The sequence below is a fragment of the Siminovitchia fortis genome (assembly GCF_007681465.1).
In the GTDB taxonomy this organism is placed as follows: domain Bacteria; phylum Bacillota; class Bacilli; order Bacillales; family Bacillaceae_C; genus Siminovitchia; species Siminovitchia fortis.
In genome coordinates this window covers 169,081-185,136 of the sequence record NZ_VEKZ01000001.1, presented here as the reverse complement: position 1 = coordinate 185,136, position 16,056 = coordinate 169,081, and the positions used below count along the sequence as shown (strand labels likewise).

15 protein-coding genes are annotated in these 16,056 nt (G+C 45.1%); 14 read left to right on the top strand and 1 reads right to left on the bottom strand.

The window, feature by feature from the left end; translation table 11 throughout:
* The first annotated feature begins 404 nt into the window (after nucleotides 1–404).
* Together FS666_RS01005 and FS666_RS01000 are read left to right on the top strand one after the other, a co-directional pair.
* Nucleotides 405–1,631, top strand: coding sequence for an IS91 family transposase (locus FS666_RS01005; RefSeq protein WP_144462848.1), 1,227 nt, complete (start codon nucleotides 405–407; stop codon nucleotides 1,629–1,631).
* Entirely contained in the window at nucleotides 1,624–1,869 is a 246-nt protein-coding gene (locus FS666_RS01000; protein ID WP_244943810.1) for a hypothetical protein, read from the top strand. The genes FS666_RS01005 and FS666_RS01000 overlap by 8 nt, the downstream gene beginning before the upstream one ends.
* Nucleotides 1,870–1,912: 43 nt before the next feature.
* Here the strand turns inward: FS666_RS01000 and rpsT are convergent, their stop codons facing one another.
* A complete protein-coding gene (gene rpsT / locus FS666_RS00995; protein WP_144462850.1) occupies nucleotides 1,913–2,176 on the bottom strand; it encodes a 30S ribosomal protein S20 in 264 nt (87 codons plus the stop codon).
* Nucleotides 2,177–2,320: 144 nt separating this feature from the next.
* On the opposite strand from rpsT, the gene gpr reads away from it, so the two are divergent.
* The 12 genes from gpr (at nucleotide 2,321) to deoC (ending at nucleotide 16,005) form a co-directional block, all read left to right on the top strand.
* Nucleotides 2,321–3,472: a GPR endopeptidase gene (gene gpr, locus FS666_RS00990; protein ID WP_390614519.1), complete on the top strand. Its 1,152-nt coding sequence runs from the start codon at nucleotides 2,321–2,323 to the stop codon at nucleotides 3,470–3,472.
* Between the two features lie 76 nt (nucleotides 3,473–3,548).
* Nucleotides 3,549–3,893 (top strand): YqxA family protein, encoded by a 345-nt coding sequence (locus FS666_RS00985; protein WP_144462854.1) that lies wholly within the window; start codon nucleotides 3,549–3,551, stop codon nucleotides 3,891–3,893.
* A 120-nt stretch (nucleotides 3,894–4,013) separates the two neighbouring features.
* Nucleotides 4,014–5,846, top strand: coding sequence for a translation elongation factor 4 (gene lepA, locus FS666_RS00980; RefSeq protein WP_144462856.1), 1,833 nt, complete (start codon nucleotides 4,014–4,016; stop codon nucleotides 5,844–5,846).
* Between the two features lie 93 nt (nucleotides 5,847–5,939).
* Entirely contained in the window at nucleotides 5,940–7,070 is a 1,131-nt protein-coding gene (hemW, locus tag FS666_RS00975; protein WP_144462893.1) for a radical SAM family heme chaperone HemW, read from the top strand.
* 114 nt (nucleotides 7,071–7,184) lie between these two features.
* Nucleotides 7,185–8,216 (top strand): heat-inducible transcriptional repressor HrcA, encoded by a 1,032-nt coding sequence (hrcA, locus tag FS666_RS00970; RefSeq protein WP_120068993.1) that lies wholly within the window; start codon nucleotides 7,185–7,187, stop codon nucleotides 8,214–8,216.
* A 252-nt stretch (nucleotides 8,217–8,468) separates the two neighbouring features.
* Entirely contained in the window at nucleotides 8,469–9,083 is a 615-nt protein-coding gene (grpE, locus tag FS666_RS00965) for a nucleotide exchange factor GrpE (RefSeq protein WP_144462858.1), read from the top strand.
* A 33-nt stretch (nucleotides 9,084–9,116) separates the two neighbouring features.
* Entirely contained in the window at nucleotides 9,117–10,958 is a 1,842-nt protein-coding gene (gene dnaK, locus FS666_RS00960) for a molecular chaperone DnaK (RefSeq protein WP_144462860.1), read from the top strand.
* A 139-nt stretch (nucleotides 10,959–11,097) separates the two neighbouring features.
* Nucleotides 11,098–12,219 carry a molecular chaperone DnaJ gene (gene dnaJ / locus FS666_RS00955; RefSeq protein WP_144462862.1) on the top strand — a complete coding sequence of 374 codons (1,122 nt, stop codon included), beginning with the start codon at nucleotides 11,098–11,100 and terminating at the stop codon, nucleotides 12,217–12,219.
* Between the two features lie 15 nt (nucleotides 12,220–12,234).
* A complete protein-coding gene (gene prmA, locus FS666_RS00950; protein ID WP_144462863.1) occupies nucleotides 12,235–13,167 on the top strand; it encodes a 50S ribosomal protein L11 methyltransferase in 933 nt (310 codons plus the stop codon).
* Nucleotides 13,168–13,182: 15 nt separating this feature from the next.
* Complete coding sequence (locus FS666_RS00945) at nucleotides 13,183–13,935, top strand: 16S rRNA (uracil(1498)-N(3))-methyltransferase (RefSeq protein ID WP_144462865.1); 753 nt, start codon at nucleotides 13,183–13,185, stop codon at nucleotides 13,933–13,935.
* A gap of 4 nt (nucleotides 13,936–13,939) precedes the next feature.
* On the top strand, nucleotides 13,940–15,289 hold the full coding sequence (gene mtaB, locus FS666_RS00940) for a tRNA (N(6)-L-threonylcarbamoyladenosine(37)-C(2))-methylthiotransferase MtaB (protein WP_144462867.1): 1,350 nt from the start codon (nucleotides 13,940–13,942) through the stop codon (nucleotides 15,287–15,289).
* Between the two features lie 59 nt (nucleotides 15,290–15,348).
* Nucleotides 15,349–16,005: a deoxyribose-phosphate aldolase gene (gene deoC, locus FS666_RS00935; RefSeq protein ID WP_390614513.1), complete on the top strand. Its 657-nt coding sequence runs from the start codon at nucleotides 15,349–15,351 to the stop codon at nucleotides 16,003–16,005.
* Nucleotides 16,006–16,056 lie beyond the last annotated feature (51 nt).

Sequence of the window (16,056 nt, the reverse complement as noted above, 5' to 3'; positions counted from 1 at the left end):
CTGTGGGACCAAAAGATTGAAGCCTTTATAGCAGAGATATTCAAGGAACCGGAACGAACTTCTAACGGTCGACGAAGGTTGTGGCACCAACGTATTTTTGAAGAGACCTTGGCACAATACGAAGAAGGGGATGTTTCACATTTAGACGATCTAACCTATGATCCACTCATTTAAATAAACTGGTAAAAAATGGATGAAAGGCTACCTTTGAATCCCAGTTGTCTTTTTTTCTTCAAATAGAATCAGCCATAATCTGGAAATTCAGTCACTTACCCTAAGTATAGAAAATCAATGCTTGACTATGCTTTTTATTCTTTATGCAACGCTAGTGAGGAAATTATAAAATTCTGTGCCTGTGGATAACTTGTGGTAAAATTTGTTTAACTATTTGGTGGTGAGTTAGGATGAAGGGTAGAGGCAGTGGTGTCATCAAACAAATATTAAAAGATCATTTCTCGGGTTTTTGGGAGATGCACGACAGCCTTTTCCCTGCAGCTTATCGCGGACACATCAAAGAAACGGTAGAGAAAACCATTAAGTGTGGGACGCGGGATATGGGATATGCCCGCTATGAATGTCTTGGCTGTGAAGGGAATCCTGCCCCTAAGTTTGTATGTTTCACCTGTAAAAGCCGTTTTTGCCATGGTTGCGGAAAAAAGTATACGGATGAATGGTCAGATAAACAACAGGATATGATTTTTAATGTGCCCCACCGCCATATGGTGTTTACCCTCCCCAAGGAACTAAGAAATGTTTTTTATCACGATCGAAAAAAGCTTAATGAATTAAGCAAGCAAGTAGCCGAAGTGTTTCAATATCACAATTATCAAAGAAGCAAAAAAAGAGGATTGCGCTCTGGGATTATTACGGTTATACATACATTTGGACGAGATTTAAAATTTAATCCCCATATTCATGCGCTTGTCACCGAGGGAGCTTTGGATAATAAGAACGAATGGGTATCAAGTGGTGGGTATATTCCTTATGATTACCTGAGGAAATCATGGCAAAAGGTTGTCCTTGATCTAATAAAGAAATGGTTTCCGGGTAACCAACAGATGAGCGAGCTTGTAAATGAGTTGTATCAAAGGTATCCCAAAGGTTTTTATGTGAATGCCGAAAAGAGAATTACAAATGCCAAAGGGGTCGCCAGGTATATAGGTCGGTATCTCGCCCGGCCAGCTATCGCGGAATACCGGATAGAGAATTATGATGGCGAGAGGGTCCATTACTGGTATGAGGATCATAAGAGCGGGAAGCGGATAGATAAAAAAGTGAGCGTGTTCAGATTCATATTTGAAGTTCTACAGCACATCCCGCCCAAGCATTTTCGCATGGTTGGACGTTACGGGCTGTACAGCAGACGGTCTTACCGTAAGGCCACACAGGCGCTAAGTCTGCATGCGTTCATGCGCACTAGGCAAATTGCTTTTGTGTTGGAGTCAAAGCGAAGAAAAAAGTCATATAGGCAAAGAATGATTGACTCCTTCGAAGAAGATCCTTTTGAATGCCCCCATTGCAAAAGAGAGATGGACCTGGTTGGGATATGGCACAGTGATTATGGGTGGATCTATCATTACATGCAAGAAACCGAAACGTATAAGAAATGGAGGGAATACGGGCTTGTCTAGCAGAAAAAATCAACAGGAGGATCTGGAAGACTGGCTAAAAGGGGAAGACCCTTTTGGGTTAGACGAAGACTTGGAGATTGTCATTTTCCGGTGCCTGGATTGCAATACAACCGATGAAGTTCCCGAATATATCATCGGCGAATTTAGTGTGGACTTAAACAAAGGAGAAGAAGTGAAATTACATTGCCCAAAGTGTAATGGCACCATGATTGAGGCGAGAGAGAACCCAAGTGATTAATCATCACTTGGGTCGTGAGTTAGTCGCGTAAGCGATTTTGTTCTTAAGCGCCAATTGCGCTAAGTTTTTTAGCCAAGCGAGCTTTTTGGCGGTTGGCTGTATTTTTATGAATGATTCCTTTTGTGACAGCTTTGTCCAATTGCTTGACTGCATTTTTGAAAAGATCTTTCGCGTTTTCATCATTTTGTGCAACAGCAGTTTCAAACTTTTTGACGGCTGTACGCATTGCTGATTTAAATGCTGCATTTTGTTCGTTTTTATATTCATTGATTTTTACACGTTTAATCGCAGATTTAATGTTTGGCATTTCGTTCACCTCCTGCAGACCATTCGATTTGCCCATTCGTTATCCAATAGAACAAGAGTATTTTACCAAACGGGCTTCAATATTGCAATATTAAATGACAATCCGTCTTGCCTTTGTGAATGAATCATCCCATGAACGGAGAAGATGAATGATAAGACGACCAGCGAGGAGGAATCTTGTACATTGAAAGATAATGAATTGGATTTAAGCCGGTATAACGTCAGGACTGATTTGGCAAAAGAAGCATTTGAAATGGCTGTCGGCCAATTGGAAAAAAAGGGGCAGCGTGAAGTAAACGGAGTCATGGTGGAAGAGCGGGATCGGGATGGGGTAAAAATCTCCTCTGTTAAAATAACCCCCGAAGGTGAGGAACAGATTGGAAAAAAGGCCGGGAATTATGTAACGGTTGAGGTACAAGGGATCAGAAGCCAGGACACTGTCCTTCAGCAAAAGGTGCAGGAAATTTTTGCAGCGGAATTCAGCCGCTTTTTAACGGAGCTGGGCCTGCCAAAATCAGCGAGCTGTCTTGTTGTCGGCCTTGGCAACTGGAATGTGACGCCTGATTCGCTTGGACCGAGAGTGTGTGACCACTTAATTATTACGAGGCATCTGTTTGAACTTGAGGCGCAGAATGTTGACGAGGGCTATAGGCCGGTCAGTTCCATTTCCCCTGGAGTGATGGGGATCACAGGAATTGAGACGAGCGATATCATTTTTGGGGTAGCCGAAAAATCAAAACCGGATTTTATTATAGCGATCGATGCGCTGGCATCCCGTTCTATTGAAAGGGTCAATTCAACCATCCAAATTTCAGATACCGGTATCCACCCGGGCTCAGGGGTCGGCAACAAAAGAAAGGAACTGAGCAAAGAGACGTTGGGGATACCGGTAATTTCCATTGGTGTGCCGACAGTGGTCGATGCCGTAACCATTACAAGCGATACGATTGATTATATTTTGAAGCACTTCGGAAGGGAAATGAAAGAATCAGGCCAGCCTTCAAGGTCGCTGGCGCCGGCGGGCCTGACATTCGGCAAAAAGAAGAATCTTACGGAACAGGATTTGCCGGGCGAGGACCAAAGGAAAACATTCATGGGAATTGTCGGGATGCTGGATGATGAAGAAAAAAGAAGGCTGATCCACGAGGTACTGGCACCGCTTGGGCATAACCTGATGGTTACACCGAAAGAGGTGGATGTATTTGTTGAAGACATGGCTAATCTGATTGCTGCAGGTTTAAACGCAGGACTCCATTCGTCTGTCGATAAAAAAGATGCCGGATTTAAAACCCGGTGATGGACTTCCCGGTTCTATTAATACTCTCACTTACATAAATAATTAATAGAGTAGCTCGGGACGGAGGTGAGGCGGTTTGGTTAAGTTTATGTTGAAATTTCTGCTTTTGGCGATTGTCCTGTTTGTAGGAGTCTTTATCGGCATGGAAAAAGCCCACCAGGGAATGCAGGGCATGAAAGGTTATGAAGATACGGCGCTTCCGCCTCCGGTCCATATAAGCGAGAGTGAGGATGGGAAAATCGAGGCTGCCTTTTTGGGGAATGAAATTGACCATGCAGAGGAACTTGCCAAGAAAAAGAAAGAACTGGAAGATATCGAAACCTACAATTTTTTCTCTTCCATGGGAAAAGCGCTGTCTTCTTTTGTAAAAGAGACTGCGAAATTTTTGATAGATTTTATTATGAACCTTTTTAAGGGCTAAATGTCTTGATTCACATGAAAAATTGCGCATATTCTTATATGTGCTTTTTTTTGTGAATTGAGAGTAGGGCTGATATAATCTAACCTAGTGGACATGTGCCTATCAACAGGAGTGAGAAAAATGAACCATACTGACAGACAGAAAAGACAAGAAAAAATCCGCAACTTTTCAATTATTGCCCACATCGACCATGGGAAATCCACTTTGGCTGACCGCATCCTTGAAAAGACAGAAGCCCTGTCCTCAAGGGAAATGAAGAACCAATTGCTGGATTCCATGGATCTGGAACGGGAGCGGGGCATAACAATAAAATTGAATGCAGTCCAATTGACATATAAGGCAAGGGATGGAGAGGAGTATATCTTTCATTTGATCGATACTCCGGGGCACGTCGATTTTACGTATGAAGTATCAAGAAGCCTGGCTGCCTGCGAAGGAGCGATCCTTGTTGTGGATGCGGCGCAGGGGATCGAAGCCCAGACGCTCGCCAACGTTTATCTGGCCCTTGACAATGATTTGGAAATTGTACCTGTCATCAATAAAATCGACCTTCCTGCGGCCGATCCTGAAAGGGTCCGCAAGGAAATCGAAGATGTCATCGGCCTGGATGCCTCCGATGCCGTGCTTGCATCGGCAAAAGCAGGAATCGGGATTGAGGATATACTTGAGCAAATAGTGGAGAAAGTGCCGGCACCCGAAGGAGATCCGGATGCCCCGCTGAAAGCTCTCATATTTGATTCTCTTTACGATGCTTACAGGGGAGTCATCGCGTCCATTCGTGTGATGGAAGGTACAATCAAGGCAGGGGATAAAATAAGGATGATGGCAACCGGCAAGGAGTTTGAAGTGGCAGAAGTCGGGGTCCATGCGCCGAAGCCGATGCTTGTTGACGAATTGACTGTGGGAGATGTCGGTTTCGTTACAGCATCCATTAAAAATGTGGCAGATACTCGGGTCGGTGACACGATTACAAGTGCAGCGAATCCGGCAAACGAGCCGCTTCCAGGTTACCGGAAAATGAATCCGATGGTTTTCTGCGGGCTTTATCCCATCGATTCGGCTAAATTCAATGATTTGAGAGAGGCCCTAGAAAAGCTTGAATTGAATGATTCGTCCCTCGAATACGAGGCGGAAACATCACAGGCGCTTGGCTTCGGATTTCGCTGCGGCTTCCTGGGCCTTTTGCATATGGAAATCATCCAGGAGCGGATCGAACGCGAATTTAAAATCGATTTGATCACCACTGCCCCCAGTGTAATATATAAGGTTTACATGAATGACGGGATGCAAGTTTCGGTTGATAACCCCGCCAATATGCCGGATGCGCAGAAAATAGACAGGGTCGAAGAGCCGTATGTAAAAGCATCGATGATGGTGCCGAATGATTATGTAGGGGCCGTCATGGAATTGGCACAGGAAAAGCGGGGGCATTTCATAGATATGCAGTATCTGGATGAAATCAGGGTAAATGTCGTCTATGAAATTCCACTCGCAGAAATCGTCTATGATTTCTTTGACCTTTTAAAATCCAACACGAAGGGCTATGCTTCGTTTGACTACGAACCGATTGGCTACAAACCGTCCAATCTTGTGAAAATGGACATTTTGTTAAATGGAGAAAAGGTGGATGCTCTCAGCTTTATTGTCCATAAAGATTTTTCCTTCGAACGCGGAAAAGCCATTGTGGAAAAATTGAAAGAGCTGATTCCGCGCCAACAGTTCGAGGTGCCTGTCCAGGCGGCAATCGGCCAGAAGATCGTCGCAAGGTCCACCATTAAGGCGATGCGGAAAAATGTTCTGGCGAAATGTTACGGTGGGGACATCTCCCGGAAACGGAAACTTCTTGAGAAGCAGAAAGAAGGGAAGAAACGGATGAAGCAAGTGGGATCTGTTGAGGTTCCGCAGGAAGCATTCATGGCTGTCTTAAGAATGAATGACTCCGGGTCTAAATAAGACGCAATCAGCCCAATAAAAGAAAGGGAGAGTTGTCTCTTGCTTGTACCCTTTCTTTTTTCGCCAATCAAGTTGAACAAGGTCGTGAAAAAAATGTATTCAGCCTATATCCATATACCTTTTTGTGAGCATATATGCCACTACTGCGATTTTAATAAATTTTTTATGCAAGGCCAGCCGGTGGATGAATACCTCGGAATGCTGGAAAAAGAATTCGAATTATACAGAGACCGGTTTCCGGATATGAGACTGAACACTATATTTGTGGGCGGCGGTACGCCAACTGCCCTGAACGAAAGACAGCTGGACGCGCTTTGCTCCGCAATTCGAAAACACCTCCCTCTTTCTGAAAATGGGGAGTTCACTTTTGAAGCCAATCCCGGTGATCTTACCAAAGAAAAACTGGAAGTATTATCAAATTATGGCGTCAACAGGCTCAGCTTTGGCGTCCAATCGTTCAATAATGAACTGTTAAAAAAAATAGGCCGGTCACACGAAGTGGAGGATGTCTACCGTTCTATCAACCAAGCCCGGCAGGCCGGATTTTCAAATATAAGCATCGATTTGATTTATGCATTGCCAGGCCAGGCGATGGAAGACTTTTCAGATACTCTCAAAAAGGCCATTGAGCTGGATCTTCCGCATTATTCGGGTTATTCCCTCATTGTTGAGCCGAAGACGGTCTTTTATAATTTGTTGAGAAAGGGAAAGCTTAATTTGCCGGGGGAAGACCAGGAAGCGGCAATGTATGAAATATTAATCGAACAGATGGAAAAAAGCGGTCTGCAGCAATATGAAATAAGCAATTTTTCAAAACCGGGTTTCCAAAGCACCCATAACCTTGTTTATTGGAACAACGATGAATATTTTGGTTTTGGCGCCGGTTCCCATGGATATGTTAACGGTATACGGTACTCAAATTACGGGCCTTTGAAAAAATATATGGAGCCATTAGGGAAGGGCCTTCTCCCGATATTCGAAAAACATGAAGTGACGGATCGGGAAAAGATGGAAGAAGAGATGTTTCTCGGCTTAAGAAAAAGGACAGGAGTCAGCATTTCCCATTTCAAAAAGAAGTTTTCAATCAATCCAAAGGAATTATTCCAAAAGCAGATCGAAGATTTGAAATCTAAAGGCTGGGTTGAAGAGAAGAACGACAGTATTCGACTGACTCACCAAGGCCTTTTTCTTGGAAATGAAGTGTTTCAAACGTTTCTTATTTAATCAAAAGCCACTTGTAAAACGAGTAATTATTCGTTGACATCAATGGGTCATTTTGTTACTTTTATATTAGATTTAGCACTCACTGGGACAGAGTGCTAACAGAGGTGATGAATGGTGCTTACAGATCGTCAACTACTCATACTGCAAGCCATTATTGATGATTTTATCAGGTCTGCCCAACCCATCGGCTCGGGAAAATTGTCGAAAAGGGAAGAAATAAATCTAAGTTCGGCAACGATCCGCAACGAAATGGCAGATTTGGAGGAATACGGATACATTGAAAAAACCCATACTTCATCGGGGCGCATACCGTCTGAGAAGGGGTACAGGTATTACGTTGATCATCTATTGGCGCCGGAAATGCTCCGTGCCCACGAGAGACAGCTGATCCATTCCATCTTTGCAGAGAAGATATATGAGCTCGAAGATATTGTACAGCGATCTGCCAGCGTTTTGTCAGAGCTGACAAACTACACCGCCATACTCCTTGGCCCTGCAGTCAAGGAAAACAAGCTGAAGCGCATGCAAATTGTTCCGCTTTCCGGTGAAAAAGCGGTTGCCGTCATCATAACGGATACCGGCCATGTGGAAAACAAGATATTTTCCCTGCCGGAAAACTATGCGCCAGGAAATGTTGAGAAGCTCGTCAATATTTTGAATCAAAAGCTTGCCGGAGTGCCGATTTCGGAATTAAAGGCTAAAATTGAGTATGAAGTGGCAGAAATTTTGAGGCAGAATATCCATCAATACGATAAGCTGCTGAAGTCTATTTTAAAAACACTGGATATGCCGGGCAATGAAAAAATATTTTTCGGCGGAAAGACTAATATGTTAAATCAGCCGGAATTCCATAATATTAATAAAGTCCGGTCTTTGATGAACATGATCGAAAAGGAAGAGGGGATCTATGAGCTTTTCAAGCATATTCCCCATGGGATACATGTAAAGATCGGAAAAGAAAATAAAAACATGGCCATGGAAGACTGCAGCCTTATAACCGCAACTTACTCCATTGGACAAGAGCCTGTCGGAACAATTGCCATTTTGGGACCCACCAGGATGGAATATTCCAGAGTGATCGGCCTGCTTGACTTTTTAAGCAGGGATATGAGCGAAGCATTAACAAAAATGTTTAACGAAAGTTAGACGAAAGTCAGACGAAAAAGCTGGAATGGGAATTAGCGATTTGCTAATTTCCCTTCTTTATTGAAAAAAATCAAGTCTGTACGTCGATGGACAGGCGCTTACGCTTTTCATTGTCCAGCTTTAGGCGGCAGGGGCTCGAGGTCGCTTCGGTCAAACCAATGAAGTCAAAGAGCGACTTCACTGGTTTGCCCTGCAGCGCTTGTCGCCCCTGAACGGCCGCCTATCGCATTTCAATTTAAGGAGGTGAAGACATTGCACGAAGAATCTAAAGAAACGTTAAAGCCGGAAGATTTGAATCAAGAAGATACGGCAATAAATAATGATGTTAAGCCTGAAGACCAAAGCGGTCAAGAGAATGAGCAAGCTGACAGCGTCCAGTCTCCTTCGGATCAAGAAGATGAACGGGAACAAGAGCTGGTAAGTAAAATCAAGGAGCTCGAAGAACAGCTTGAAGAGAAAGAAAACCGCTATTTGCGTCTGCTTGCAGATTTTGATAATTTCCGCCGCCGTACCAAACTTGAAAGGGAAGCGGATGAAAAATATAGAGCACAGCACTTGATCACGAATCTTCTTCCTGCAATTGATAACTTTGAAAGAGCCATGCAGATCGAACCTGATAATGAACAGACAAAAGCGCTGCTTGAAGGTGTTGGAATGGTTTATAGAAGCATCATTGAAGCTTTAAAGACCGAAGGTGCCGAGCAAATTGAGGCAGTCGGCAGCGAGTTCGATCCAAACCTTCACCAGGCGGTCATGCAGGCCGAGGAAGATGGAACAGAAGAAAATATCGTGTTGGAAGAATTCCAAAAAGGATATATATTGAAAGATCGAGTCATCAGACCAGCAATGGTCAAAGTGAGCAAATAGCCAGGTACATATTGTTAAGGAGGTTATGTGAGCATGAGCAAGATCATTGGTATTGACTTGGGAACGACAAACTCATGTGTGGCAGTGCTTGAAGGCGGGGAACCGAAAGTAATTCCAAATCCGGAAGGAAACCGTACATCCCCTTCGGTCATTGCTTTTAAAAATGGAGAGATTCAAGTTGGGGAGGTTGCGAAGCGCCAGGCCATCACCAACCCTAATACAGTCATATCCATCAAACGCCATATGGGTACGGATTATACGGAAGAGATTGAGGGGAAAAAATATACGCCCCAAGAATTATCGGCGATGATCCTTCAATATTTGAAATCATATGCCGAAGACTACCTGGGCGAAAAAGTGGAAAAAGCTGTCATCACTGTTCCGGCTTATTTCAACGACTCGCAGCGTCAAGCTACGAAAGATGCCGGCAGAATTGCCGGCCTTGAAGTAGAAAGGATCATCAACGAACCGACCGCGGCGGCACTTGCATACGGACTGGAAAAAACAGATGAAGACCAGACGATTTTAGTATATGACCTGGGCGGCGGTACATTTGACGTTTCCATTCTTGAACTGGGCGACGGCGTATTTGAAGTGTTGGCGACAGCCGGAGATAACCGCTTGGGCGGAGATGACTTTGACCAGGTCATCATTGATTACCTTGTGCAGGAATTTAAGAAAGACAACGGGATTGATCTTTCCCAGGATAAAATGGCTCTGCAAAGGTTGAAAGATGCTGCGGAAAAAGCGAAGAAAGATTTGTCCGGAGTTACGCAGACTCAAATTTCACTTCCGTTTATCACGGCTGGAGAGTCAGGACCGCTCCATCTTGAAGTGACGTTGACCCGGGCGAAATTCGAGGAAATGTCATCCGGACTTGTGGAAAAAACAATGGCTCCTACACGCCAGGCTATCAAAGATTCCGGAAAAACAGCCTCGGAGATTGATAAGGTCATCCTCGTCGGGGGTTCTACACGGATTCCGGCTGTTCAGGAAGCGATCCGCAAGGAAACCGGCAAAGATCCCCATAAAGGGGTGAATCCGGATGAAGTAGTGGCAATGGGTGCGGCCATTCAAGGCGGCGTATTGTCCGGAGACGTTAAAGATGTGGTGCTTCTTGACGTCACACCGCTATCACTTGGGATTGAAACAATGGGCGGTGTCTTCACTAAATTGATCGAAAGAAATACAACGATCCCGACATCCAAGCAGCAGGTATTCTCCACTGCTGCCGACAACCAGACAGCTGTTGATATTCATGTACTGCAGGGTGAGCGTCCGATGGCTGCAGACAACAAGACGCTCGGAAGGTTCCAATTGACCGATATTCCGCCTGCGCCCCGCGGCATTCCGCAAATCGAAGTTAAATTCGATATCGACAAAAACGGTATCGTGAACGTAAGCGCCAAAGACCTTGGAACCGGCAAAGAGCAGAACATTACAATCAAATCTTCTTCAGGCCTTTCAGAGGAAGAAGTTGAGCGGATGATCAAAGAAGCCGAGGAAAATGCGGAAAAAGACAAGAAGCGCCAAGAAGAAGTGGAACTTAGAAACGAAGCTGACCAGCTGATCTTTACAACAGAAAAAACTTTAAAAGAACTTGAGGGTAAAGTGGACGAAGCGGAGGCCAAGAAAGCAAAGGAAGCAAAAGATGCATTGAAGGCCGCTGTTGAGAAGAATGACACAGCTGAAATCCGTGAGAAGAAAGATGCCCTGCAAGAGATTGTCCAAAACCTTTCCGTCAAGCTGTATGAAGAAGCTGCGAAACAAGCGCAAGCCCAGCAGAGTGGCGGGGAAGAGGCGAATACCGCCGGAGACGACAACGTCGTTGATGCGGAATTTGAAGAAGTCAACGATGACAAAGAATCAAAATAAAAATGCTGCCAAAGTCAAAGCCCGCTGCACGGGCTTTGACTTTTATTTCATTATCCGGAATAAGCGTGTTTCTTCTTTCATTGTATAAGTCAAATATGGTAAAATGAACGTTATGTGAATAGATCGGGAGTGTGGAAACATGAGCAAAAGGGACTATTATGAAGTGCTTGGCGTATCGGAAAACGCTTCTAAAGATGAAATAAAAAAAGCCTATAGAAGGCTCTCAAAAAAATATCATCCGGATATAAACAAAGAACAGGGCTCCGACGAAAAGTTCAAGGAAATATCGGAAGCCTATGAAGTGTTAAGTGATGATCAAAAAAGAGCCCAGTACGACCAGTTCGGACACGAAGGGCCGCAAGGCGGATTCGGCGGGTTTGGAGGCGGAGCTGATTTTGGCGGCTTCAGCGGATTTGAGGATATTTTCAGCACCTTCTTCGGGGGAGGCCGCAGGGATCCCAATGCGCCAAGGCAGGGGGCTGATTTACAGTATACGATGACACTCACTTTCGAAGAAGCCATCTTCGGAAAGGAGACTGTCATTGAAATCCCCAGGGAGGAAACATGTGACACATGCAACGGATCAGGTGCAAAACCCGGGACAAATCCTGAAACCTGCCATCATTGCCACGGAACAGGCCAGTTGAACATTGAACAGGAAACACCATTTGGAAGGATCGTCAACAGGAGAGTTTGCCAGCATTGTCACGGAACGGGCAAAATCGTCAAAGAGAGATGCGGCACATGCCATGGGGAAGGAAAAATAAAAAGAAGGAAAAAAATCAATGTCAAGATACCCAAAGGGATTGACGACGGCCAGCAGATGCGCGTGGCGGGCCAAGGAGAGCCGGGCGTAAATGGAGGCCCTCCCGGGGATCTCTTTATCGTCTTTCATGTAAGGCCGCATGAATTTTTTGAGCGGGACGGGGATGATATCTATTGTGAAATGCCGATTACTTTTGTCCAGGCTTCACTCGGTGATGAAATAGAAGTCCCGACACTCTATGGTAAAGTAAAGCTGAAAATACCTGCAGGCACCCAGACTGGAACAAGATTCAGGCTGCGTGACAAAGGTGTACAAAATGTACGTGGATTCGGAAAAGGCGATCAGCATGTACTCGTTAAAATTGTTACCCCGACGAAGCTGAACGAAAGGCAAAAAGAACTGCTCCGCGAGTTTGCGGAAATAAGCGGGAACGCGCCTGATGAACAGGACGAAAGCTTTTTTGGAAAAATGAAACGTGCTTTTAAAGGCGATTAAGAATGGAGCAGTTATATGAATTGGACTGAAATCAGTATACTCACTGCAAATGAAGCGGTGGAACCGATCAGCCATATTTTATACGAGGCGGGCGTCAGCGGATTGGCCATCGAGGACCGGGCCGACTTTTTGCGGGTAAGGGAAAACCGGTTTGGGGAAATATATGAACTTAACCCCAATGATTTTCCTGAACAAGGAGTCATCATCAAAGCGTATCTTCCCAAAACTTCGAAACTAAATGAGACACTAGATAGAATCAAACAAAATATTTCAAATCTCAAAGAGTTTGGCATTGACATAGGAGAGAATAAAGTCAACCTTTCTGATGTCAAGGAAGAAGATTGGGCAACAGCCTGGAAAAAATATTATCATCCTGTAAAAGTCTCAGACCGCTTTACAATTGTCCCGACATGGGAAGAATATACGCCGGAAGAGGATGAACTGATTATAGAACTCGACCCTGGCATGGCATTTGGCACTGGAACGCATCCGACAACGGCCATGTGCATACAGGCTCTTGAAAAGACCGTGAAAAAGGGCGACACCATTATTGATGTGGGGACTGGTTCCGGGGTATTGAGCATAGCAGCCGCATTGCTCGGCGCAAAGGAAGTAAAAGCGCTGGACCTGGATGAGGTGGCTGTGGAAGCGGCGCGCCAAAATATTTCTCTGAATCATGTGGATGAAACAGTAACGGTTGAGCGGAATGATCTTTTAAACGGAATCGCTGAACAAGCGGATGCCGTTGTTGCAAACATATTGGCTGAAGTGATCATTTCCTTTGCCGATGACGCCTTGAAGGCAGTTAAAAAGGGCGGCTTTTTCATAACCTCCGGCATTATTGAGCAAAAGTTCGATGATGTGAAGGCGGCGCTTCAAAAGGCAGGCTTTACAATTGAAGAAACGATTAAAATGAAAGATTGGGTCACATTTATTGCCAGGCGTTGAACTAGAGGTGAAGAAATGCAGCGGTATTTTATAAATGAGCCGTTTAATGGACAGACAACGGCCGTTATTTCCGGTACAGATTTTCATCATATTACCCGCGTCATGAGAATGAAGCAGGGGGATCCCCTTTATGTGGTCTTTGGCAGTGGAGAGGCCGGAATAGGAATTATAGAAGGAATTCGTGATGCCAGCGTAGAAATCCGGATTGGGCAATGGGAGGAAAAACTAAAGGAGCTCCCGGTTTACGTGACGATTGCGAGCGGGCTGCCTAAAGGGGATAAATGGGAGTGGATCATTCAAAAAGGGACGGAACTGGGCGCTTCACAATTTGTCCCTTTCATTGCTGCCCGCTCCGTTGTAAAATGGGAAGAGAAAAAAGCCCCGAGAAAGCTTGAAAGATGGAAAAAAATAGCGAAAGAGGCAGCAGAGCAATCCCATCGCCAAAAGGTCCCGGAAATTTCGCAGCCTTTTTCATTCAAACAGCTTCTTGCATTCGGGGACAAATTTGACCATAGGGCGGCTGCATATGAGGAAGCGGCGAAAAATGGAGAAAAAAGCGGCTTGGCACATATGCTTTCTTCCGCTGAACCCGATAGCCGTATTTTGTTGGTTTTCGGTCCGGAAGGCGGGTTTGAAGAAGAAGAAACGGAGCAGCTGCAAGCCCATGGTTTTGATTTGGTCGGGCTGGGCCCAAGGATTTTAAGGACGGAGACAGCTCCATTATATGCATTATCCGCTGTTTCCTATCATTTTGAATTAATGAGGTGATCTAATGTCTCTTGTGGCATTTCATACATTAGGCTGCAAAGTCAACCACTATGAAACGGAAGCCATTTGGCAGCTGTTTAAACAAAATGGATATGAACGGGTGGAATTCGAAGAGACCGCTGACGTTTATGTCATCAATACATGCACGGTCACCAATACAGGTGATAAAAAGAGCCGCCAGGTAATCCGCCGTGCGATTCGTAAAAACCCTGATGCCGTCATTTGTGTGACAGGGTGCTATGCCCAAACATCACCGGCGGAAATCATGGCGATTCCCGGTGTAGATGTCGTTGTCGGGACACAGGATCGGGTAAAAATGCTTGATTATATTGAGCAGTATAAGAAAGAACGCCAGCCGATCAATGGCGTAGGCAATATTATGAAAAATCGGGTGTATGAGGAATTGGATGTTCCGTCATTCACCGACCGTACGCGCGCTTCCCTGAAAATCCAGGAAGGCTGCAACAATTTCTGTACGTTCTGCATCATTCCGTGGGCGCGCGGACTCATGCGTTCCCGCGAACCGCAGGAAGTCATCCGCCAGGCACAGCAGCTTGTAGATGCAGGGTACAAAGAAATTGTGTTGACCGGCATCCATACAGGCGGCTACGGGGAAGACATGAAGGATTACAATCTGGCCGCTTTGCTCCGGGATTTGGAAGCAAACGTAAAAGGGTTGAAAAGACTCAGGATTTCTTCCATTGAAGCAAGCCAGTTAACAGATGAGGTCATTGATGTTATCGACAAATCCAATCTGGTTGTAAGGCATTTGCACATCCCGCTCCAATCCGGTTCAAATACTGTTTTGAAGAGAATGCGCCGCAAATATACAATGGAATTTTTCGACGAGCGCCTGGAGCTCTTAAAGAAAGCATTGCCTGATCTGGCGATCACCTCTGATGTTATCGTCGGGTTTCCCGGTGAAACAGAAGTAGAATTCATGGAGACGTACAATTTTGTAAAAGAACATAAATTTTCAGAGCTGCACGTTTTCCCTTATTCCATGAGAACGGGGACACCGGCAGCCAGAATGAAGGACCAGATCGATGAAAGTGTGAAGAATGAGCGCGTTCACCGCTTAATCGCGCTTTCCGATCAATTGGCAAAAGAATATGCCTCAAGATTTGAGGACGAGGTTCTTGAAGTCATTCCGGAGGAGCCTTTCAAGGATGATCCTGACAGCGGCTTATATGAAGGGTACACGGACAACTATTTAAAAGTTGTGTTCCAAGCGGCCGAAGAAATGGTCGGCAAGCTCGTCAAAGTCAAAATAACAAAAGCGGGATACCCATATTGCGAAGGGCAATTTGTCCGTGTAATGGATGAAGATGCCCCGGCTTCTATGGTAGTATAAATGAAACTGCAGCGATGGCTGCAGTTTTTTCAACAATAAAAACCAGGAGAGGATATAAGATGATTCCAAATAATATGGCCCAGATGATAGATCATACTTTATTAAAACCTGAGGTAACAAAGGAACAGATCTTAGGTTTGTGTGAAGAAGCCAAAGAACATCAATTTGCCTCCGTTTGTGTCAATCCGGCTTGGATTGAAGATGCAGCAGCCTACTTGAAAGGAACGGATGTCAAAGTTTGTACGGTCATCGGATTTCCGCTGGGAGCCTCTACACCTGATGTAAAAGCATTTGAAACGAAAGACGCCATTGATAAGGGCGCGCAGGAAGTGGATATGGTGATCAATATCGGAGCATTGAAAAGCGGAGATCTGGCCCTTGTTGAAAACGATATCCGGGCTGTCACGGCTGCAGCGGAAGGGAAGGCGCTTGTCAAGGTGATCATTGAAACATGCCTATTATCTGATGAAGAGAAAAAGGTTGCCTGCAAAATTGCAAAGAAAGCCGGAGCCGATTTTGTTAAAACCTCGACGGGTTTTTCAAACGGGGGTGCAACAGAACGGGATGTGAAGCTCATGCGTGAAGCCGTCGGCAGCCAAATGGGAGTGAAGGCATCTGGAGGTGTCCGCTCACATGAGGACGCTGTAAAGATGATCAATGCTGGAGCAACCAGAATAGGGACAAGCTCTGGTCCAAAAATCGTCAATATGCAATGAATTGCCAAACGGAAAAATTGGGGCCGCGTTAATTGCCGGCCTCCATTTTCT

What these genes read in the sequence shown, in the direction of transcription:
- FS666_RS01005 (WP_144462848.1), top strand. Translation starts at nt 405, where the DNA reads ATGAAGGGTAGAGGCAGTGGTGTCATCAAACAAATATTAAAAGATCAT.
- rpsT (WP_144462850.1), bottom strand. Translation starts at nt 2,176, where the DNA reads ATGCCAAACATTAAATCTGCGATTAAACGTGTAAAAATCAATGAATAT.
- gpr (WP_390614519.1), top strand. Translation starts at nt 2,321, where the DNA reads ATGAATGATAAGACGACCAGCGAGGAGGAATCTTGTACATTGAAAGAT.
- lepA (WP_144462856.1), top strand. Translation starts at nt 4,014, where the DNA reads ATGAACCATACTGACAGACAGAAAAGACAAGAAAAAATCCGCAACTTT.
- hemW (WP_144462893.1), top strand. Translation starts at nt 5,940, where the DNA reads ATGTATTCAGCCTATATCCATATACCTTTTTGTGAGCATATATGCCAC.
- dnaK (WP_144462860.1), top strand. Translation starts at nt 9,117, where the DNA reads ATGAGCAAGATCATTGGTATTGACTTGGGAACGACAAACTCATGTGTG.
- dnaJ (WP_144462862.1), top strand. Translation starts at nt 11,098, where the DNA reads ATGAGCAAAAGGGACTATTATGAAGTGCTTGGCGTATCGGAAAACGCT.
- prmA (WP_144462863.1), top strand. Translation starts at nt 12,235, where the DNA reads ATGAATTGGACTGAAATCAGTATACTCACTGCAAATGAAGCGGTGGAA.
- FS666_RS00945 (WP_144462865.1), top strand. Translation starts at nt 13,183, where the DNA reads ATGCAGCGGTATTTTATAAATGAGCCGTTTAATGGACAGACAACGGCC.
- mtaB (WP_144462867.1), top strand. Translation starts at nt 13,940, where the DNA reads ATGTCTCTTGTGGCATTTCATACATTAGGCTGCAAAGTCAACCACTAT.
- deoC (WP_390614513.1), top strand. Translation starts at nt 15,349, where the DNA reads ATGATTCCAAATAATATGGCCCAGATGATAGATCATACTTTATTAAAA.